The following is a 22,919-nucleotide window of genomic DNA, read 5'->3' as shown; positions in this document are numbered from 1 at the left end:
ACTCGGCCGTGCTATGCTTTGGCGGACGGGTTGCCAGGGGTACGGAGGGGAATTCACCATGAGGCATCTTGCCAAACTGACGGCTACCGCCGCCGTTCTGCTGCTTGCCGGTTCGGTTGGGCAGGCCGCAGACATCATCGGTGGCCCGGCCATCGAATATTGCAGCGTCGCCGGCACTTCAAACCTGGTCCTTGAGGACAACATCGGCACGCTGAAGACCCAGGTGGTGCGGCTGATGGACGAATCGGTTGCCGTGGCCAAGGACCTGCAATGGGTCAACTCCTTGCGTCCGGCTTTCGTCTGGGCTTCCGAGGCCAAAGTGGCGTGCGGCATGGCATACGGCTACCTGAAGACCAACTATCGCGACGAGGATACGCTCAACAAGTGCGAGTGTTTCCACAACCGCATGGTCGAGTACATGAACTAGAGCCTCGGCGTTCAGCAAACGCCAGCCGTGGCGACGTTGTCCGAGAGCCCTTCTTCGTTTCCCGCCGCAAGTTGGCGCGGCCTGTTAAAGGTACTGCCAGCGGCATTGCTGTTGGCCGCATGCCAGTCCAACAATGCCAGTGGCGTCCTTGACCCTGCCAACGGCGGCTCTGCACCCGCCACCAGTCAGCCCGCGCCGCAGAATACTGCGCCTTCAGCACAGACACTCGGCAAGGGCGCGACCAGGGCCACCATGCTGCTGCCCCTCTCCGCTCCCGGCACTCTGGGCGAGAAAGGCCGCAAGATGTTCGATGCGGCCAAGCTCGCCATGGCCGACATGGGCAACGACCTGCTTACATTATCGATCCAGGATACGCGCGGTGACAGCACCAATGCCAAGGATCTGGTCGTCAAGGCCATGAGTTCAGGCGCCAGCATCATCATCGGTCCGGTCGAACTCGACGCAACCCAGCGCCTCAGCGCCATCTCCGGCCCCAAGCGGCCACCGGTGTTGGCCCTGGCGGAAAATTTTTCGGGAGTTCCCGGCATTTACGCCATGGCACTGAACGAGGCAGACAGTGCTGCTGCGGGTGCCGCCGCGATCGCGCAAAAAGGCAAGCGCAAATTCGTCCTGTTCGTCACGCGCGGGCCCTCGGCCGGTGCAATCGAGAAACGCGTTGCCAACGGGCTCAGCATTACCGGAGCCTCGCTGGCGCTAACCGTGCCGTTAGATCCCGGCAGAGAGGCCGAGAAGGCGGCATCCGACATGACGGCTGTGGTGACAGCGCCCGAAGGCGTGGTCATCGCCACCGGCGACGCCAGCCCCCTGCCGCTCCTGCAGGCGCTCAAGGCCCGCAACATCACGGCAAGCAAGGTTTCCATAATCGGCACCGATCGTTGGCTGGAACATTCGCTGGCCGACCCCGCCTATCAGGGAGCCTATGTAGCGGCCCTGGACAGAAACGAAACCGGCCCGATCGCAGACCGGTTCAAGGCTGCCTACGGCTACGCGGCCGATGTGGATGTGGCTTATGCCTATGACAGCGTGGCACTGACGGCAGGAATCGCCAACGCACTCGGCGCCAAAGGTTTCACGCGCCAGGTGCTCGAGAACAAAAACGGCTTCCGCGGGTCGACCGGCGTGTTCCATTTCCTTGCCGACGGCGCGAGCGAACGCTCCATGCCCTTATATCGGATCGACAGGGGTACACCGAAAAAAATCGCGGATTCGGTGACGGGATACTAACCCGCTAGACTGTTGCTCTCCGCCGTGCTTTGCGCCGGGAGCTGACGCGCCAATAGGCTTCGAGCGGCTATTCAGGTACGATGATTATAGTTTTAGGGGACCGTGAAACGCAAGCTAAATGCATCCCCCTTATTCCGGAGCCAGAAACTTCGGAGACAGCGAGGCCATGGAAAGCAGGCGGCGCAATTATCAGGCCGATTGGGCGGAAGCTATCAAGCTAACGGTTTTCGGTACCGCATCCGCCCTCGCCGTCTCGCTTTTGGTCAACTATCTGCTGTTGTTCAACGACGCACTCACACCCTTCGATCGAAGCCTCCTGACCGCGTTCGCGGTTCCGATCCTAGTCGGCGCGCCCTTGTCTTTTCTGCTTTCCCGCGCCTGGACACAACACAGACAAGCGGAACGCGAACTGATCCGTCTTTCCAGCTTCGACCGTATAACGGCATGCCTGAACGCCTCGACCTTTTCGACACTAGTCGAAAGGCGGGTGAAGTCGTCCCAGCGGGATGATTGCGTCTTCGTCACGGTCGACCTGCAACTCTTGAGACAACTCATGGTCGAACACGGAGCATCATGTGGCGAGGAAGCCCAGCAACTGGTCGCCGCAACTATACAATCATCAGTTCGCGCCGGGGACTTGGTCGGTCGTATAGGTGATGGACAATTCGGCGTCCTGTTGCAGAACGTGACCGAGGTCGAGGCTACAGGGATTTGCCAACGTATCCGGGAAAAGGTGTCTGAAGTCTATTTTGCGCCGAGTGGCAAACCGCTCGCGCTGGATGTCCGTGTAGCCGGGATAAACATCGATGCCCCCGCAAGTTTCGATGCGCTTTTCCGCGCTGCCAATCGGCGGGAAGCAAGTATCGTTCTTCCCAAACAGACATTATTATCGTTGAGTCATGCGGCGAGTCACATTGAACATTGATCGATTATCACACCATTTCAATGCCATAGATTATTCATGCACTCGCGTCTGATGGCGTACCAATCTTCTTTTCCTGAGGTTACCTCCTTTTCGTTCTTTCCGTTAATCCGTCGTGCCATCGAACGAAACCCTGCAGCGATGGCCGGCGGGTAGCTTTTGGCCGGCATTGGAAAGCTCCACACGCACGCCGAATGTGCTGGAGGCGGCGTCGAACACAGAATCAACAACCTTGACGGTGCCTTCATAAGTGCCCGTGATCGGTTCATTGGGCGTGACGATTGCCGGCATGCCCAACTTGATGCTGCCGAACTTGCTCACTGGAAGGAAAGACTCGACAAACAGGGGATCGAGTTGGGCGATCGTAGCGAGTTGTCCGTCCTGATCGAGATACTCTCCTTTGGAGAGAGACCGCTGGATCACGACACCGGTAATAGGGCTGCGGATGGTCTTCTGGTCGAGCACGGCTTGCGCCCGGGCAAGTTCCAGTTCCGCAGCACGCTTACGCATTTCCGCGAGTGCCAACTCCCGTTTCACAACCTCCGCCTCCGCAATCGCGGCATCAAGGTCGCTCTTCGCCGATATGTTGCGCTTTACCAGTTCCTCGATGCGCAACAATTTGTTCTGCGCAAGGTCCAGGCGCGCTTTTTGTGCTTCAATCTCGCTTGTGCTCCCAGCCTGCACAGTCATCAGCGCCACTGTCGCCGACTCGACTTTCGATGAGAGCGTCGCGATCGCTTCTCCGGCGGTGACCTTGTCGCCGCGGTTAATGAGGACGGAATCGAGCAGACCGGGGACCTGGCTGCCGACCTTGACGACGATTGCAGGATCGATGACGCAGTCGAACGATTCGGCCGGTGCCGAGGTAGCCGCCGAAGCCATGAAAACCAATCCTGCCGCCAACCGTGACGCCACCGCCCGAGCCAATCTGCGATAGCCGACTTTCTCGTCCCTGCGGACGACCGCCTTTCCTCTGTCGGGAGGTTGCCGAGAGCGAAGATCCTGCGCCGCAGTAAACCTTATTCGCCGGGCCGAAGACCTTGCCGACATCACTCTTTTCCTCCCGAGAATGCCAGGAGCACACCCAGCCGCCCGTCCTGTGCGAGCAGATTCTTGCGATCCCGCCTGTGGGCGCGCTCGGCCCGGCGCTGAGCCAGATGAAAAAGCATCCGGCCGAAATGCGGCGGGCGCGGCAGGCGCGCCGACAAAAGTTCGAGCAGCGGATCCTCCATGGAAAGCACCGCCTCGGTCGTGCCCGGCTCGCCGCGCCTTGCGGTTCGCCCTTGCATCTGACGGTCTATACGCCCCGCGTCGTGCAATTCGCTCAATATGACATGAAGGCCGCCATGATCGAGAAGATCGGGGTCGACAGCGATATCGACGCCGCGGCCAGCCATATTGGTGGCCACGGTAATGCGGCCGCGGCGTCCCGCCTCGGCGATTATCCCGGCCTCGCGCGCGACGTTCTCAGCATTGAGCACTTCGTGTTCGAGCCCGGCCTCCATCAAGGACCGGCTGAGTTGGTTGGAGGCGAGCACCGAGCGCGTGCCGATCAGCACCGGCCGGCCACTGGAATGTAACGTCCTCACGCGCTCGACGATGCAGCGCCACTTCTCGTCCTGGCTGGCGCAGATGGTGACGCCGAGATCCCGACGCTTTGATGGTACGTTCGGCGGAATGCGAACGACGCCGAGTCGATAGACCGACCACAGTTCATTCGACACTTCGCGCGCGGTCCCGGTCATGCCGCACAGCGTAAGATAGCGTCGAAAGAAGCGCTGATAGGTCATACGGGCCATCGGCAGCTTCCTGCTCGTCGTCTCGCATGCTTCCTTGAATTCGATTAGTTGGTGCAGCCCGTCACTCCAGGAGCGGTCCGGCATGATCCTGCCGGTGTACTCATCGACGATCTGCACCTTGCCGTCCTGGACGAGATAATGTTCGCCCTTGCGGAAGAGATGTATGGCCGACAGCGCCTGGCGGCCCCCCTCCTCGCGCCGGATACGATTCAGCCAGATGCCGCCCATGGCCTCGGCCCTGTGCTCAAGGTACGTTCGTCCGGCATCGGTGAGCTCGATCCGTCGCTCTTCGGGCCGCATCCGGTAGTGGAGGTCAGGCTCCATATCCTCGATCAGCCGGAAGGCCTGTTGCGCCCACTCCCGTTCTTCGCCTGCGTCGGTTTCCTTTGAGATGATCAGCGGCGTTCGCGCCTCGTCGACAAGCACGCTGTCGGCCTCGTCGACGATGGCGAAATGCAACCCGCGCATCACCACTCGCTGGCCGACGCTGGCGTCACGAGCGAACTCTCTGAGCCTCGTGCGGAGGAAATTCGGGCGGATGCCGAGCGCAATGCGATCGCGCAGATAATCAAACGCAATATCCTTGTTGCTGGCATAGACGATATCGCGGGAATAGATCGCAGCCTTCTCCGTTGGCGACAGCCCGTTGGTGACGACACCGGTGGAAAGGCCCAGAAAATCGAAGACGGGCGACAACGCGCCGTGATCACGCGCCGCGAGATAGTCGTTCACCGTCACAACATGCACGGGCATCCCGGCAAAGGCAGCGGCCGCGGCCGGCAAGGCAACGGTGAGCGTTTTGCCTTCGCCTGTGTCCATCTCGACGACGGCTCCCCCGATCATTGAAAGACCCGCGAGAACCTGGACGTCGTGATGCCGCAGCCCGACGGTTCTGCGGGAAACCTCCCTCACCAGCGCAAAGAGGCCAACAACAAGCCGGTCGTCCAGTCCGTCACGGCGCATCGCAGCTCGCACCTCGCGAGCACGTCGCGCCAGATAAGCATCCGACGCCTGCTTGAGCTCCGGTTCGAGCGCGGCAACGTCGCCGACCAGCCCGCCGATCCGCGATCGCCACAGCCGCCTAAGAAACGCACTTGGCGCCGCTGTGACGGCTGCCTCGATCGGATCCAGCCAATGCTGTCGCGGGTCAGCCCGCTCAGCATACCGTTCAAGGGCGGGCAGCGGCCGCCCTTGCGCTTGCTCGCTCACCTGACTTCACCCCGCAGGCAGAGTACTGCCCTGGGGATGGTGTCTGCACCTCGGCCCCCGGGGATCCTAATATCTGTCTGTCTTCGCACGGCAGTAAGCTATGCCGAGACTTCCTCGGCCTTGGCACTGCGGCCAGCCGTCTTGGATGTGTGCCGTGATGCTTCCTTGCCGATTTCGATGGGTTCGGCCGCGCTTTCGGACGCAGTTCCCCTCGTGGCGATGCGCTCGATCATGTCGCCGAAATGGCGGAGCGAATGCAGATGCAGGTACGTGCACTCGAGTTCGTCGTTGCGGAACATGGCGAGCAGATCGGCATCGGGCAACGCCTTCAACTTGTCCCGATTGACCGTCATGAAACCCGAAAGCGACCGACGCTCGCCGCTGTTGAGGTTGAACTGTGCCTGCATGGGTTGCAGAAGGTCGAGCGCTTTCAGCCTGTCGCAATACTCCTTGGTTCGCTGGAAGCGCCCCTGATAATCCTGAAGGAAGCTCAGGACGCCCTTCAGATACTGCGTCTGCTGTCCGTCATTGTCGAACAGTCGCTCGCCGCGCCCTTCCCGGTTGCAACCCTCGAAGCTCTCGTCGATGTGCAGGATGAAGGTCTTGCCTGACTTGTCGGTGGAGAAGACGAAAGGATAGCGGCGGACAAAGGCCGGTATGTATTTGCCCTGCCAGGCGCCCTCGTCATTGATGAACAGGTTCTCGGTTTGCTGGGCACCGAGCACCACGACTGGCATGACCGCATCGTCGGTACCGGCGAAGACGATCGGATATTCAGCCGCCGCCTGGGCAAACTCGACCGCCGTGAGCGGTACGGAGTTGACGCTGCTTGCAAAACGGTAGCTGACACCCGCCTTGACGGCGAGGTCCCTGTGGCGCTCGGCACTGACTGGCGTTGCATTTTGATAGAAAAGCAGTTGTGTGGACATGAAACACTCCCTCGTTAATCCAAGGAGAATCCCGACGCCATCTGCAGGCTGAAATGATATTTACTTATTTTCGCCGCCTGGCTCCCCCGGATAGCAATGGAACACGTTCATGGCTTCGCTGTCCAGTCAGATTCCAAAAGGCTGCAAAGAATCGTTAACACCAAGATAACCGTCGAATCGAACAGAGAGACTTACCCGTCGATTAAAACTACGATATAATATCAAAGTTATCAACTTTGTTCCCAAAATTTTATCATAGATAATATCTTCTAATCTAACAATACATTATTTTATCAATAATATTCGTTAAGTCATATTTGGAAAACACGCAGGAATACCTGTCTAAAACCTCGATAGAGACGTCCTACAAGCGGCTCTGTCCCATATGAAAAGCGCACATAGACGCGACTGCCGATACGCGGAATGGTTCGATCCTTGTCCAGGCGCAAATCGAGATGGAGAAGATTGGCAACCACACGGCGCTGCTTTGGGTCGGTCGGATCAAGCGAGATCGCGCCGCCGCCGGCGGTGCTCAAGGCGGCACTCGGCAGAGAGTCGCTCAGCGCCGGCACTTCCCGGATAACGCTGGCGGGAACGGCCCGCCACATATCGCCAACCAGTCTCACGCTGACATCACGGGTGCGGCTGCGTACCAGATCCGCTTCATCTTCGGGCACGACGACCCGGATCAGCGGATGGTCGAACTCGGCGACGTAACCCACCGTCTCGCCGCGGTGCAGGAAGCGTCCGACAAGGTCGGTCGCCCCTGGCAGGATGAAAGTTCCGGCAGCCTGACTGCGCACGGTGAGCGATTTTTGCCGGTCCGTGGCCAGGGCAAGATCGGCCTCCGCCAGCCGAAGCTCCTCCTTGATGATGAGCGAATTGGCTTCATCCGCTATATCCTGCTTGCCCAGCCTCACCCGCAGTTCCCGGACGCGTATCGTCAGTAGCTCGACCTTGGCCGAAAGCAGCGGGTCCTCCAGCCTGACCAAGGGCATCCCAGGCGCCACTTCGCTGTCCGGAGCGGCCAGAACCTCCTTCACGACGCCATCGGCCCCGACATTGACGATGCCGTTGCCGGGTAACCAGACTATTCCCTGTGCGATCGTCGAATGCGGTAACGGGACCAGGAACAGTACCACCGCAAGCGCGGCGATCGTGCCTGAAAGCACGCCGAAGGCCCGTCCGCGATTATGCCGGAGTACCGGGCTGGTCAGCAGGAACCACATTCCCTTCGCGGCCGGCACGCCAAGCATCAGTATGACCGCCCACACTGCGATAAGCGTCCCCACGATGAAAAACTGCCGACTGACGAAAGTGACGATCGCCGCCGTGATGGTAAGCCGATAAAAGAAGGCAGCGAGCCCGTAGAAGAAGAGCCAGCCCGCCTCCCCCGGCGCCGTGACGGGGGAAGTGGCCGAGCGTATCCGGAACGCATAGCGCTGAACCAGGTAACCGAGATAGGCGTTGGCACGACTGGCGAGGTTCGGGATCTCAAGAATGTCGGAGAGCACGTAATAGCCGTCGAACTTGAGCAGCGGATTGCCATTGAAGACAAGCGTCGACACGCCGCCGATCAGCATCACATTGAAGGCGAAGGCCCGCACCAGCCCGGGTTCCGCGTTGATCCAGACAATCAACGCCAGCGCGGCGAGCACGATCTCGACCAGTATTCCCGCGCCGCCGACCAGCGCCCTGTGCCATTTGTTCTGGAAGGCGAGGCTATCGGATGCATCAACGTAAGGCACAGGCATGAAGACGAGCAGCATCAGACCGATTTCGTGGACAGTGCCGCCCCACCGCTTTACCGCATAGGCATGGCCGAGTTCGTGCACCGCCTTGATCATCGGAAAGGCGATGAGCAACAGGATCAGGTTCTCCGCCGACAGCACGCGATCCGTGACGTCTTTGGCAAGCGCACTCCAGTGCACCCCCGCGAGCACAATGGCGTAGCCCAAAAGCAGGCAGAAACCGAGTGCGCCCACCCAGGAGAAGAGCGGTCTTATCAGCGGCAGGGTCGCTTGCAGAAATTTGTCGGGGTCGATCAGGCCGAAGCGCAAGGCCAGCGGATTCATGAAGCTCATGATGAGCTTGCGGTCGCGCTGTTTCTTGCCCCTGTCGGCGAGTTCTCCGATGTCGGGCGGCACGTCGCCGAACAGCACGTCGGCCGTGTGCAACTGTCCGAGAAGCTGGATGACCTCGTCCTGGGTCATCACCTTGTCCTCGAGTTGCGCGCAGGCCATGTCCCAGATTTCCTGGATCGTCCGCGTGCCGTCGAGCAAGCTTATGATGAACCAGGTTTCGGGCGTGAACCGGTGGAAGCGGCCGGACGTCCTGTCCTGCAGCACATACCAGAGCTGTCCGCGGAAGATGGCTCTGTGGATGCGGGCGTGACTGCGCAGCCTGAGCTTCAGGCCAGAGACCCGATACCAGGACGAGCTGAAATAGGACTGTTCCATCGGTTCGGCCTAAGGCAGCCAACGCCACAGGACGAGGTAGGCCCAATCCAGCATCTTGCCGGCATAGCTCATAACAAGAAGACGCCGGTCGATCGCCGTTTTTGCGATACCCTCCATGCCCGGTCTGAGCCGAGCACTCGGATGGTCCAGGGCGGCTTCCACCTGGAAGAAGTTCCGACCGTCCTTCTGCATGGAAAGCGCGGTAATCTGCTCGATGCGGTAGCTCATGGGCTCCTGCGGCAGGGAGGCCACGCGCAGCACGCCGGTTTGGTTAATCGCAATGTCGTCGATGTCGCTTTCGTCGACTTCCATGACGACCCGGTACGTATCGAGGGGCGCAATCCGGAACAACTCCTGGCCCCTTTCGACGGCAGCTCCGATCGACTGGCTCAGGTCGCCCTGGACCACAAAACCATCGAACGGCGCGACGAGACGGGTGCGCCTCAGTTGTTCGTCGATAAGCTTCAGTTGCGCGTCCGCCTGCTCGATCTGGGTCTTGATGATCGCCGCCTCGGCGCGATCGTACTTGGCGAGCGCTCGGTCGTATTCGGTGATCCGCTGCTGGCGCGAAGTGGAGAGCCTCAAGCGCTCGAAAGAAAGATCCTGGTCGTCGAGTTGCGCCAGCGTGTCGCCCTTCCGGACCGTTTCGCCGGCACGCACGTTCTCGCTGGCTACGTAGCCGTTGAAGGGCGCCACGATCGTCCGCTGAATCGTGCCCCTGACAATGGCCGGCGACGTGACGGTGTGGTCGGTTGTGGCCACGCTAAGCCAGGCCACGACAGCGACGAAACAGAGTGTAGCGAGTTTGCGACCGAAGTAGCGGGGTCCGAGCAGCCGCTGGACCTGTCTGGCGAATGCTTCCCAGATCTTGACGAAGATGTTGCGATCGTTGCGGCGCTTTTCCTCGAGCACCGGTCCGACGACGGCCGCCACCGCGTCGCACAGATCGACCTCGGTCTCATCGAACTCTCGGCCTGCCGGCTTGATGAAGGTGATCGCGCCGATGGAGTTGTGATCGGACTGTAGCGGCACGGTAAGCACGCCGCCAGTCTTGTGCTCCCGGGCAAGTTCCTCATGTTCGCGGCTGACCCGATATTCCCAGCTTTCCCGCGCTGGATGCAGCACGATGGCGCGTTGGTCAACGGCCTCGTCCATCGCTGCGGCAATATCTTTTACAAGATTGATTTTCTTTGAGAAATCGGCAGCATGCGAAACCGCTACCACCGAACACCGGCGATGCCTGACGAAGCCGACGCTGACCGGATCGCAGTTGAGCCGTAGTGCAAGCTCCGTGACCAGGGCCGTACTCGCTGCGGTAATACCACTGTTGTCGAGCACGGTCGCGAGCATGTCAAAAGCGATGCGGCTGCGCTCGCGCGCTTCCTGGTCCTCGGCCTGCATCTGGCGCCGCAACAGGACTTCCATCCAGCCTGCCGCCCACTGCATGCGACGCAAGGTCTCGCTGGCGCCGATCTCATCCCCGGTGGAGGAAACCGCGCACACACCATAGACCCGCCCATCGACGATGAGCGGCTGGGCGATCTGCCGAACCGTTTGCGCTCCGTCCGGTCCCGTGCCGCTGGTAATGGCACCCTGACGCTGGGCGAGCGACTTCTCTGCGATGGCGGAAAGGCCGACACCGACGATTTCCTTGTCGGGCCACCATGCCACCGGAGTAAATGGGCCGATATCCGGCTCACCGAGAACGGCCAGACCAGCCATCACGCCCGGAATCTGCCGGCAAAGAAGCGCCAGCCACGCTTCTACGAATTCCTCCGGCCCTGCGGCGTTGCGGAACTTCTGCCACAGGGCCTGGTCAAGAACGGCGAAGCTCACCGTTCCTGATGCTGGATCCGTCTGGCCCGGCGCCGGGCCCCTCAGCAATTCATTCATACGCCGGGCATACCTCGTTTTACTCGCGCCTTATGACCTGCCGAACAGCCCGGCCAATCTTTGCAGAAGGCCGGTGCGGGCCTCCCACTCGATCATGCCGCTGAGGTCTTCGATGTCCGCACCGCTGTCGTCGGACGGTGCCGGGGTGGCGTTGCGATGGCCGTCGCTGGTTGCTTCAACGACCAGATAGGCATCCTCAGCGCCATCACCATTGACGTTGGCGAGACGCATCAGCTTGAACTCCGATGCTTCAACAAACACACCGCTCTGTTCGTCGAAGAAGCCCGTCGTGCTACCGCCGGACGCCTTGCCACCGTTTGCCGGAGTCGCCTTGCCGGCTTGCGGACCCATGACAGGAAGCGGCACTTCGATGCTCGCCGCCCCCTGCTCGCGCCCGCCGGCCGAGCCACTGACGAAACCGCCAAGCCCTTCGTCGAAGAAACCCGTCGTGCTACCGCCGGACGACTTGCCGCCGTTTGCCGGAGTGGCCTTGTCGGCTTGCGGGCCCATGACAGGAAGCGGCAGTTCGATGCTCGCCGCCCCCTGCTCGCGCCCGACGGCCGAGCCACCGACGAAAGCGCCAAGTCCTTCGTCGAAGAAGGCGGTAACGCTCAGGCCAGCATCGTGGGTGGTGGCAGGCAGACGCCGCTCGCCGATTGCGAGCACTTCGCCCATCACCGTACCGAAACCACCGGAGGCGCCGTCCTCGTGGGTGAGGCCAAGGCCATGGCCAAGTTCATGGATCAGCACGGACAGAAGGTCGACGCGGCCCTCGGCCGCCCCGCCACCGACAGCCACCAGCTTGCCGTCGCGCCAGGTGAACTCCTCGGCGGTAGCCGGCGTCAGGTCTACGAACCAGCCGTTGTCGGCGGCATCGGCATCCAGGAACACCGTACCGTTCTCGTAACGCCCAAGAGTGCGGCCATCGAGTTGGACAATGTCGATGGTGACATCGGACAGCGCCGCAATCTGCTGCTCGTCGAAGCGTCCGCTCGCCTTCCACACCGCGACTGCCTGGTCGAACAGGGCTTCCATAGGCGCCCCGTCCGTCAGACTGGCCGCATTTCCGGCCGTTCCGGACGAGGCGGCCATCAGGCTGGAGGAGGTGTCGAAGAACGGGTCGGTCGTGCGCACCTGGAAGCGGTCGAACGAGGTCGCGCCGCTGCCGGTCATCAGACCGATCTCGCCATCGACCAGCACCGAGTTGTAGCCATAAGTGCCGACGAGGCCGCCGTTGACCTGGATGCTGGCCGACGCGCCTTTGAAGATGAGCCTGAGCGAGTAATCGACATTCGCGTCGAGAACCTTGCTGAAGCTCGCGTCGATCGTCAGGCCGCCTTTCGGGCTGACATGGCCGACCAGCACCTTGTCGTTGACGACATCAAGCGTGATGAACTTGTAGTCGTTCGCCGCATAGCGGTCGAAAACGATGCCGCCGGTCGAAACAGTCGACAGCTTGGTTTCGACTTCCAGATAGGAGTCCGCTTCCAGCGATGTGCCGAGCTTGAACGTGTTTGGAGCGGCCCCGCCATTGGCTATCAGCCTGCCGTTGCTGAACGTCCAGCCTGTGGTCGCGGCGAGCGGGAAGCGTCCCTGCGCGTTGTCGAACTGATCGGTGTAGTCCAGCGTCAGTTCGGGCGGCAGGATCTGCAGCGTGAAATTGTCGACCGCAGACTTGGAGCCCTGGTTGCCGACGCCGATCATCCCCTTGTTCAGCCCTTGCGGCTCGCCGTCCTCGATGCGCGGCGCGAAGGTGTAGCTGAACCAGTTCACCCCGGCGACACTCACCGTGACATTGGTGCCGTTGACGGCGACAAGCACGTCATAGGCCGTACCCGGCTTCAGTTGCACCGGCTTGTTCGACTTGACGACCTGGTGCCAGCCGCTCGCATCGCGATAGCCCATTTCGATCTGGTCGTTCGATATGTTGATGCCGGCATATTTGAAGTCGGTCGGCGACTGATAGTCGAAGATAATGTAGGAATTGGCTTTCCAGCCGCCGGTCGGCTTCTCCGCAGTGATCTTGGCGGTGATCTCGAAATAGACCGGCAGGTACTGGTCGGCGTAGAACACCGCCGCGGCCTGGTCGGTCGGGCTGTCGGACTGCACCGACATCGCGGCGCTGGACACCGCGAATTTACCCTGGTCGGCCGCGAACACGTCGAGCGTGCCGTCGTTGAAGGCCGCCGTGCGCAGCACGTCGCGCCGTCCACCCGGAACATTGCCTGCCTGCGGATCGGTCGGCCCGCCGGTCTGGTTCTGCCAGTAGCCGTGATCCTGCTGGGTCACCAGCCCCATCTCGCCGTCGATACCGCCCTGCATGGTGGTGACGTTCGAGTATTTCTGGTTGTGGTTCGACGTGCCGGTATCGGTGTAGCGGGTGATATCCACGCCGTCCGAGAACGCCTGGGCATAGAGGAAGTCGTACAGATGCGGCGGCACCTGCCGGCTGACCGTCGCGATGCCGAAGGGCGCGAATGGCACGATGTAGCTGTTGAACTCGCCCACCCAGTCAATCAGGCGATCGCCCTTGGTGTTGCCGATCAGGATGTCGAGACCCGCGCCACCGAACACCCGGTCCTCATAGCTCCAGTGCGTGTCCGGGCTTTCGTCGGTGCCGTGCAAGGGCAACTGGCCCGGATTGGCATGGGGCGGATTCGGATTGATCGTGCCCAGATAGTCGTCGGCGTTCATCAGGTCGTTGCCGAAGCCGCCGTAGATGTGATCGCGACCGGTACCGCCGACGATCCAGTCGTTACCCAGATCGCCGAAGATGCGGTCGTCCCCATCGCTTTGACGGTATTGCTGCGGCACGGTCGGATCAGGCGTCTGGCCGTCGGGCTTGAACGCAACATAGCCGAGCACGCTGACGCCCTCGTCGCTGCGCCAGTTGAGGAAGTACTGCAGAAGCTCCGTTCCGCCGGTGATGCCGTCCTGGCTGATGGCTGGCAAGCCTCCATTCGCGGCCGTCGGTCCATTCCAGACCTGCCCCGCGTCACCGTTGAACAGAATGACCCGGCGCGGATCGTACTCGTTGTAGAGGAAGAATTCGCCGGTACGGCTCTGCACGGGCTTGGGTTCGTTCCAGTGCGGATCGCCGGAGCCGAAGTGCAGTATATCGCCAGGGTTGTAAGGCCGGCTGAAATCGGTCCGGATCAGCCCGACGAAATTACCGAGGCTGTCGAAGCGCGGAGCATAGGATTCCCCGAGCGCCTCCGCACCGCTGATGGCATCGTCGCCGGAGCCGCCGTGCAGGAAATCCTGACCCAGGCCACCGAAGATGACGTCGTCCGCGAACTGCTGATCGGACAGGAACGGATTGGCTGCGCCCAGTTCCACGTCCGTCAGGTTGAACGGTGTGAGGTCGACCGACTTCGTGAGCGCACCCGCCACGTTGATCAACTCGACCTGGACGTTGCCCGGCGTATGGATCAACTCGTTCAACACGTCGCCCTGGCTGGTCCTGGTGTCGGGATCCGTGGCGCGCAGCGGCAGGACGCCGTAGAGGCTTTCGGCAAGGGACTGGCTCGCAGTGTTGCGGCTTGTGAAGATGCGACCGTCGTCGCCAAGTACGCCGTCGGCGCCGGTGCCGCCGGAAATCCAGTCGGAACCCCAGCCGCCGATGATGTCGTCGTCATCGGCATCGCCGAAGACGACATCCCCGCCACCGCCTGCGTAGATGAAGTCATCACCGGTTTCACCGTGAATCTCGTCGTTACCGCCGATGTCGAAACGGGCCCATATGCCGGTATGGGGATCACAGCAGCAAAGCGAGAACATCGGCCGCATGTCGTCGTCGGCGGTCGTCGCGGTCGTGGCGGGGTCGACCAGAGAGAAGTCCTCCGGCTTGAAGTCCGGACCGCCCGGCGTGTAGTCGAGCAGCCGGATACCGCGCACGACGATCCTCTCGCCGCCGTAATTGTCGTAGTTGAAGGTGACGTAGTTCTGCCCGAACGGATTGGTTTCCGGATGCGGGTTCACGTCGGTGTGGTTGATGCCGACAATGCGGATGATGTCGCCATTGTCGCCCACGATCGCATCGGAATCGCGGCCGTGCTTGCTTGCGAACGGCGTGCCGTCCTCGATGGTGACGACGTCCGCGCCGTAGCTGGTGGCACCCGGAACCTGGCCCAATGTTGGATCGAAGCCATCGTTGCGATCGATCCGAAGTCCGGCGCCACCGAAGATCCAGTCCATGTCGTCGGGACGGTTTTCGGCAGTCGTCAGGCTGAAGAAGTCCGAGGAGCCGCCCACCAGGTCGTCCTGGCCGAGGCCGCCGAAGATGACATCCCGGCCGCCGCCGCCCTCGATATAGTCCTGTCCGTCGCCAGCCGCCTCGAAGCTCGGCACCACGAAAAGCGCGCCTGCCGGATCATCGATGCCGTGGCCGTCGAGATCGCTCAGCCGAATCGGTTTGCGAGCGGCCCCGACATGGGCGGTGCCCATGACTGCTGCGTCGATCGAACCGTCGCCCTGGATCACGTCATGGCCGAGCTGGCCGAAGATTTCGTCGTTGCCCGCGCCGCCGGCGATATAGTCGTTGCCGAACGAGCCGATACCGGCCTCGCCATTGTTGATGGCGAAGGTGTGGTACTGGGCATAGTCGATCGCGTATTCCGCCCACCATTCCGGACCGGTCGGGTCGCGGTAGTTGCGCGCGATGCCATCGGTCAGCAGCCTGCCCGAGGTGTATTCGGTCAGCGAATTGGCGCCTGTCGCATCATAGGCATAGCGGGGATCCACGCCGGCCGGAACCGGCCGGTCGGTGCGTGAATAAAGCAACGTGCCGGCGAGCGTCTGGAAGCGCAGGTTCTGGATGTCGTCCAGCAGGTTGGCGTCGTCGCCACCCCTGCGGGTCAGCTTGACGTTGTCGCCGAAGATCAGGTCGTCGTCCTCACGGCCGTCGAGCATGTCGTTGCCACTGCCGCCGATCAGGATATCGGGGATATCGCTGCCGTAGAGGATGTCGTCGCCGCCGTTCTGCGGCTCGGCCGTGCTGATCTCGATCACGGTCGACAGGTCCGTCGTCTGAATCTTCTGCAGCAGGACCGGAGGCAGGTTGGGATCGTCCACAAATTGCTTCACGACACCGTGGTCGCCGAAGATGATATTCGGGATGTCCTTGTTGATGGAGCCGTTGCCATCCAGGAAGTCGTTGCCGGCGGCCATATCGTCGCGCATCGGCGTCTGGACCTTGACCGGCTTGAAGGTCTGGTCGCTGGCGCCAAGCCGCGGATCGATGGTCGGCGCCGGGCTGGCGTCGGAAGTGGCCACATCGAGCGCGCGGGTCAGGATGTTCACGTTGAAGCCGCTGTCGCCGTAAATGTGGTCGCTGCCGCCCTGGCCGTAGATGGTGTCGTCGCCCGAGCCGCCCGCCAGATGGTCGCCCGCCTGGCTGCCGATGATGAGGTCGTTGCCGGCCCCGCCATAGGCGGTGAAGCCCACGCTCGGCAGGTTGCCTGTCAGGTTGCCGTTCTGGTCGTACAGATTGGCGAACAACGCGCTGGCGTCGATAATGTCGTTTCCGAAATAGACGAAACGGTTGGCGAGCGGGAAGACCCACTCATTATCCTCGTTTTCCTCATCCGGCAGTTGCGGGAACGGATCGAAGGGCTTCTGGCCGAATTCCTGGCCCAGCCGGTCGAAGGACCGGCCCGAATACCAAGTTCCGTCCTGGCTCGTGTCGCCATAGACGACGAGCGGGCTGTTCGGGCCGGCGAGCACGCTGTCCGGCGTGGCCGGTGCGATGACGAAGTGATCGCCGCCCACCTCGGGACCGGAATCCTGCCGCAGGTCGATCCGGTAGACGGTGATCGAGCTGCCTTCCTCGATGACGCAGTCGTGGATCGCAGCGCCGTCCAGCACCAGTTCCGTCGCAGTGACGGACTTGATGGTGAAGCCGCCCGGCAGGCCTTCGATATAGATCACCTGCCCCGCCGCGAAGCCGTCGTCGAGCCAGTTGCCGCTGGCACGCGTCAGCGTGTCGACGACCAGTGTCGCCTCGATCTGCACTTCCACGCGCTGCGGGATCGAACGATGCAGGTCGACGTCGCTTATGGTCGCCGCCGTGCCGAAATCCGGGCCGGAAAGGATCAGCACGGAACCCGTACCCCATGTGGCGAACTCGCCGGCGGGGCGCGCGACCCCGTAATCGGCGGCATTGCCGAAGCCGAGGATCTGGCGGGTCTCGCCCTCGTTGCCGACTTGGATGAACTGGCCGACCACATAGCGGTCGGCCTGCCAGTTGCGGCCGTCGAGCCGGGTCAGGATGTTCTGGCCGCCGCGGGTCTCGGTCTGATACGAGCCTGTCGTCTGGACCGGCAAATTGCCGCCGCCATGCACCATGGTCAGCCCGCCATGCGGGCCCTGGACCCAGATGTTCGCGCTGGCGTTGGTGGCGCTGGCGATCGGCTCGCCCAGCAACTCCATGACGTCGCCGTCGATCGACAGGACGCGATACTGCCTGGCTTGATCGAAGCTGCCGTTCTCGCCGCCGATGTTGATCAGGTGGCCCTTGAGGAAGCCATGGTCCTCCCAGCTCTGGCCGTCCCTGCGCGTCAGGATGCCGCCCGTCGCCGTATAGGCCACGTCATAGGCAACCCTCTCCAGCACCAGCGGATCGACCGCGACGATCTTGCGTTCGCCCGTCAGGCCCGCCGGCAAGGCCGGCCCGCTCAGCACCAGGATCGAGTTGTCGTTGGGATCGCGCAGATATCCGCCGTGCCCGTCGGAAACTTTCTGGCCGTTGCCGTCGAGATAGAACGCATCCTCGACCGAGAGCACGGTCCAGCTGCCGGCGACACCTTCGATGGTGACCGTCTGGCCGGGCAGGAAGCCCTGTGCCTTCCAGTCGAAGCCGTCCCTGCGGATGGTGACATTGGCCGGATATTCCGGGTCATGGCCCACATTGTTGTAATCGAACACATTCTGGGCCGAAACGAACGGCGCAGGGTCGAGCGTGCCGCCGATGTCGAGGCGGTCGTTGCCCTGCCCGAGCATCAGGTTGAACACTTCGATGGTGCTCTGGTGGCCGTCGGTGCCGACGCTGGCCGAACCGTAGTTCACCTTGCCGAAGCTGATGCCGCCGGGAACCACGATCTGCGTGGAACCTGCCGCAGCTTCACCGAAGAGCGGGCCGCTCAACCCCTTGAAGACGAGGTCGCCCGCCATGCCGAAGCCGCGCAGCGTCGTCTGGTCCATGACCCCGTTGCCGTCCGCCTGGCTGGAGTCGTCGAAGATGTTCAGGACGTCGATCTGCTGGCTTTCCGGTGGCTGCGCGCCGATGGCGATCAGGAAGGCGTCCTTCTCGCCCGGCAGCTTGACGCCGGCGGTCAGCGAACGGTCGGCACCGGCCGGGCCGCCCTCCACGGCCAGCGGGCCGCGCAGCTTGGACAGGAGATGGGTCGAGACCGGGAAGATCTTCACGCCGTCGCGGGTCGGCGGGACGATGTAATCCACGTCGGCCGCCAGTTCGACGGTCTGCAACTGATGCCAGGCATCGGGCGCCGAAGCGTCGCCGCCGCTGAACACCGCTTCCGGCGCGATGCGTGCGACGCGCACGTTGTCCGCCGTGGCGTCGCCCAGCCAGGTCGAACTCAGCGTCTGTTCCACGCCGTCGATCATGACATGGATCAGCTGGAGCTTCGCATCCTTGCCGGCGTTGTCGCCGCGGATGAGCTGGATCTTGGCCTCGATGTCGGGATTGACGCCGTTGAGGTCCGATATGCGCACCCACATGCCTTCGAGGAAGCCTTCGGAGAGCCATCCAGCCTGCTCGCCGGTCAGCCCCCTGTCGAGGAACTGACCGGGGAAGGATTGCGGGTTGGTTTCCTGGCCGTAATTCACGGTTCCTTCGAAGAAGAACAGTTTGGCAAGGTCGCTGAGCACGGCCGGATCGGCCGTCTGGCCGGCGGCGTTCCAGGTGCCCGCCTGGGTCAGGGTGATGGTCTTGCCGTCCTCCGAGATCGACGCGATCTGGTAGTCGCCGTCATTGCTGACGAGCTTGCTCACCGACACGGCGGTTGGCGAGGCGCCCGTGGCCGCCCATGGGTCGGCCGCCGCAAGCGCCGTGAAGACGATCTCGCTGGCGCCGATCGACTGGATCACATAATCGCCGTCGTTACCGGAGAACGCGCCGGTGGCGTCGATGCGGATCCGGTCGCCGACAGCAAGGCCCAGAGCGCCGAGCCCGGCGCGGGTGATCGCCAGATTGGCGCCATTGGTGCCGAAGGTCAGGCTGCCGCTCAGCAATTGCTGTGCCACCGCGCTGCCGCCAATGCGGATCCGCTGGCCTTCCACCGGCACGAACTCGCTGAGAATGACGGGCTGGCTGGAAGCGCCCGCCTTGTCCCACACGCCGGTCTTCGTCAGGACGATCTGCGTGGCGCTGACGCTCAGCACCTGATAGTCGTCATTGTTGACGTCGAAGCCGTTCGCCGAGGGGGCGCTGACGCGGATCTTGTCGCCCGCGGCGAAGCCCAGCGTGTTGAGGCCGGCACCATTCAGCGCCAGCTTGCCGCCGCTGGTGGTGAAGGTCAGGCTGCCGCTGAAGACCTGATGAGCGGCCTCGGAAGCACCGAAGAAACCCTGATCGATGAAGCTGCCGAGATCGGAGCCAGCGCCACGCTTGATGGTCAGGAACCCGCCCTCGGTGCCGAACACCAGATTGCCGGTGAACATCTGCGTGGCCTGCAGCCCGCCGATCACCGCATAGTCTTCCGGCGAGATGACCGTGGAACCGATCTTGACCACGTCGGCGAGGCCGTCCGTGAGGACGGCGACCCGAACCGTCGCGTCCGGCTCGCGGGTCAGGCGGATCTGATAGGTGTCGTTCCTGCCGCTGCCGGCCGGAACGTTCTTGATCAGCTGCGTGCCGGTGCCGCTCTCGATGATGACCGCACCCGAGGTCTCGTTGTCGTGCACTTCCACGTCGAGGAGTTGCAGGCCCGAGCGCAGGTTGGGGAACACGTAGTTCGTATCGGTGGTCAGTGCGTCGTTGCGCACGAACTCGACCACGGCCGTCTGGACATCCTCGCGGACATAGTCGTCGCGCGCCTCGACGCCGAGCGCGATCGGATCGTTCCAGTCGCCGGCGTTAAAGGTCACCTGCCCGACCACCATGCGATCGTTGACCGCGTCGTAGGTCGGATCGGCGAACAACGTCAGGCGGCTGTCCGCATTCGTGTTGAAGAATTTCATCGCCTTGTCGGCGAAGTCGTTGAGCACGATGTCGACCACGACCGTGCCGGCGGGCGCCTTGGCCAGACGAAGCTCGATCTGGTCGGTCAGCTTGGTGGTGTCGGTTCCCTCGATCACGATGGTGCGGTCGTCGAGATTGCCCGCCGCGTCGATCTCGCGGACATAGACGCCGGGGGTGTCGTTATCCAGAACCTGAACCTCGACGTTGCGTACATCCGCGCCGTCATAGGCGTCGACATTCGAGATGACCGAATGCTGGACCACGACCACACGGTCGCCCTCCGAGCGCTGGTCGTCGGGCGCGAAGACGAAAACCTTCTGTTCCTGGTTCCAGTTGCTGGCATCGAATTTGAGGACGACGGCGCGATCGGGAATCCACATATCGTGGCCGTCGATCGTGACCTTGTGCATGAAGCCATCGTCGGCCGTCGTCGCCAGCTGGCCGTCATACGTATTGGTGTGATTGCCCCAAAGCGGATCGGTCGAGAGCCAGATCGAGTCGCCGAGCGCATCGGTCAGGAACGACGGATTGAGGTCGTAGGGAAGACCCGTTGCAGGGTTGATCGTACGTTCCTCCTGCGGCGAGCGCGCCGCGGAGACCGTGACGTAGACCACTTGGCCGGCCGTCAGCTGTTGCGAGAGCCGAACCGTGTAGAAGTCGGTGAACTGATGAGCCTGATCCTCCTCGCGCACGACGGTGCGTCCCGAGCTGGTATCGCCGGCGGCCTCCTCGTTGATGACGACGAGGCCTTCGTTCGCGGTCGAGACGTTGTAATCGAAGCCGTCGACGACGACGCCGTTATAGAGCGGGTCGTTCGAGGTGACGAGGTGATCGACGGCGCCGGAAACGCCTTCCAGCTCGCGGGTTATGATGTCCTCGGTGACGTCTCCCGTCACGTTGATCGTGTCGGAGCCGAGCCCGCCGATCACCCGGTAGGCGACGCCGAAGGCGGTCGACTGCACGAAGAACTCGTCGTCGCCCTCAAGGCCGTCGACCTCGACGACCTCGACGGTCGAGTAGCGCACGTTGAGGCCGGCGCCGAATATGCCCTTCGCCGTGATGACGATGTCGTCGGCGAACTCGGTGCCGAGGATGACCAGCTTGTCGAAGCCGGCGCCGCCGTCGACCGAGACCGGCGCGTTGATGTTGTAGCGGACCTCGTCCTGGCCGCCGCCGGCCCGGATGTCGGGCGCCTGGGCGACAGAGAAGCCAAGCCCGATCTGGGGCGTCGCCACGCCTTCATTGTCGAGCACGATGACGTCGTCGGTCGGATCGTCGGTGATCAGAAGGTCGAGATAGTTGATGCCGCCGTCGCCATTGATGTCGAAGACATTGCCGATCCTGGACTGCAGCGCCGCGCCATTCGACAGGCTGCCGAAGGTGATCGAGCCGTTGTCGAGGCCCTTCAGGATCGCAACACCGGCATCGAGGTCGGCCTTGTTGATCGTTCCGTCGCCGTTCCAGTCGAAATCGGTCGTGGCTGCGAGCGCGAAGGCGCGGACGATGAACAGGTCGTTGTCGTCGTCGCCCTCCAGGCGCAGTTCAGCCTGGTTGGAATAGACGCGGAAGGTGTCGTTGCCCGTGCCGCCCTGAGCGACCGTGGGCGACGAGGAGCCGGCCGACAGCCAGCCACGGGTTGTGGCCACGAGGTTCGGAAAGACGTCCTGCGGCAGCAGGCCGCCATCGGCCGTGTCGCGCTGCGCGCCGAATATCTGGCCGATCTGGAACGTATCATCGCCCGCGCCGCCGTCGAGCGTGGTGATGACGGTGGTATCGTCGGTAAAGAAGGCGTCGTTTCCGCCGCGGCCTTCGACGGTAAGCCGTCCGTTCAGGCCGCTGTCGTAGTTGATCCGCTGGACCTCGTTCGAATCCTCGTTGCCCTGCACGACGTCCTGGTACGGGCCGAGCGTGCCGTGCAGCAGGGCCACATAGCCCGGCCGGTCGGCCGTCTCGTTCGGCAGGTAGGCCGCCGCGCGCAGCAGGAAGATGTCGTCGGTCTGGAAGCTGGCGCCGTTCTTGGCGCTGTCGAAACCGAAGATCGAGAGTTCGTCCACGCCGTCGTCTTCCCTGCCCGTGTCGAGCACGTTGATGACGTAGTTGCGCGCGTTGCCCTGCGAGCCCAGCGTGTAGACCAGATAGGTGTCGGTGTCCGCCTGGCCGTCGAGCGTCAGCGTGTGCTCGGCGCTGGTGACCATATTCGGGCCGGTCTGGCTGGCGGTGTCCTGCAGGTAGTAGACGATGAATCTGTCCTCGCCGTCATCGCCGGCGGACACGAATTTGCCGGTCGCCGCGTCGTAGACGGGGATGTTCTGCGAACCATAGGCGCGCGTCTTGGAACCGAGGAAGATGTAGCCGTCATCGCCCTGGCTGGTGCCGCCGGCGGCACCGCTGCCGTCGCCGAACTGGATCGTGTCGACATCCGTGTTGCCGTAGATCTGGGTGAGGAAGGCGGGCGCCGTCGTGCGACGGGTGGCCGTGCCGACCGGCGTGCCGCCGGACTGGCTGCCCGCCACCACCACGGCATTCGCGATGATGCGGCCGCGCAGCAGCATGATCGTGCCGAATCCCAGGTCGAGATTGGCGAGAGCGGCAATAGTGCCGTTGGTCGCGGACACGTCACCGAAGATGTCGATGCTTTCGCGAGCCAGGATCTCGCTGTTGGAGTCGAGCGAGACATTGTCGCCGACCAGCAGCGTGACCTTGCCGTTCTCGGCGAAAATCTGGCCGTGCGGGATGAGACGCGGCGCGTCGGGCTGGGCGTTGCGGAACGTGCTTTCGGCAAAGCGCGCCGAACCGCTGTCGACCAGGTGCAGATGTTCGTCCGTCTCGGCCGTTTC

The 22,919-nt window shown here is 62.6% G+C and carries 9 protein-coding genes (1 of these 9 running past the window's edge); 3 read left to right on the top strand and 6 right to left on the bottom strand.

The genetic code is table 11. The features are described from left to right. Nucleotides 1-58: 58 nt before the first annotated feature. From FGU64_RS02050 to FGU64_RS02040, 3 genes are all read left to right on the top strand, one after another. The gene (locus FGU64_RS02050; protein ID WP_139950678.1) at nt 59-427 is read left to right on the top strand and encodes a hypothetical protein; all 369 of its coding nucleotides are present in this window, start codon (nt 59-61) and stop codon (nt 425-427) included. A gap of 27 nt (nt 428-454) precedes the next feature. Then, nucleotides 455-1,672: an ABC transporter substrate-binding protein gene (locus FGU64_RS02045; protein WP_246671214.1), complete on the top strand. Its 1,218-nt coding sequence runs from the start codon at nt 455-457 to the stop codon at nt 1,670-1,672. A gap of 166 nt (nt 1,673-1,838) precedes the next feature. Beyond that, nucleotides 1,839-2,597: a GGDEF domain-containing protein gene (locus FGU64_RS02040; RefSeq protein ID WP_180375613.1), complete on the top strand. Its 759-nt coding sequence runs from the start codon at nt 1,839-1,841 to the stop codon at nt 2,595-2,597. Nucleotides 2,598-2,699: 102 nt separating this feature from the next. Here FGU64_RS02040 and FGU64_RS02035 read toward each other — a convergent pair whose 3' ends face one another. The 6 genes from FGU64_RS02035 to FGU64_RS02010 all read right to left on the bottom strand — a co-directional run. After that, entirely contained in the window at nt 2,700-3,476 is a 777-nt protein-coding gene (locus FGU64_RS02035; RefSeq protein ID WP_168734473.1) for an efflux RND transporter periplasmic adaptor subunit, read from the bottom strand. Nucleotides 3,477-3,643: 167 nt separating this feature from the next. Next, on the bottom strand, nt 3,644-5,602 hold the full coding sequence (locus FGU64_RS02030) for a prepilin peptidase (RefSeq protein ID WP_246671213.1): 1,959 nt from the start codon (nt 5,600-5,602) through the stop codon (nt 3,644-3,646). A 98-nt stretch (nt 5,603-5,700) separates the two neighbouring features. Continuing rightward, nucleotides 5,701-6,531 carry a SapC family protein gene (locus tag FGU64_RS02025; RefSeq protein WP_136355585.1) on the bottom strand — a complete coding sequence of 277 codons (831 nt, stop codon included), beginning with the start codon at nt 6,529-6,531 and terminating at the stop codon, nt 5,701-5,703. A 311-nt stretch (nt 6,532-6,842) separates the two neighbouring features. Continuing rightward, nucleotides 6,843-8,990: a peptidase M50 gene (locus FGU64_RS02020; protein ID WP_139950675.1), complete on the bottom strand. Its 2,148-nt coding sequence runs from the start codon at nt 8,988-8,990 to the stop codon at nt 6,843-6,845. 9 nt (nt 8,991-8,999) lie between these two features. Next, complete coding sequence (locus FGU64_RS02015) at nt 9,000-10,826, bottom strand: efflux RND transporter periplasmic adaptor subunit (protein WP_180375612.1); 1,827 nt, start codon at nt 10,824-10,826, stop codon at nt 9,000-9,002. A gap of 87 nt (nt 10,827-10,913) precedes the next feature. Beyond that, nucleotides 10,914-22,919, bottom strand: partial view of an LEPR-XLL domain-containing protein gene (locus FGU64_RS02010; RefSeq protein WP_180375611.1) — the 3' end only. Its footprint extends 23,688 nt past the window's final position; 12,006 of the gene's 35,694 nt are visible here — the last part of the coding sequence; its start codon lies beyond the right edge, outside the window; it ends in the stop codon at nt 10,914-10,916.

Origin of the sequence: Mesorhizobium sp. 8 (assembly GCF_006351905.1) — a bacterium.
GTDB classification, from domain to species: Bacteria; Pseudomonadota; Alphaproteobacteria; order Rhizobiales; family Rhizobiaceae; genus Mesorhizobium; species Mesorhizobium composti.
Note: the sequence above shows the minus strand (reverse complement) of the source record. Positions and strands in the feature narration are given on the sequence as shown.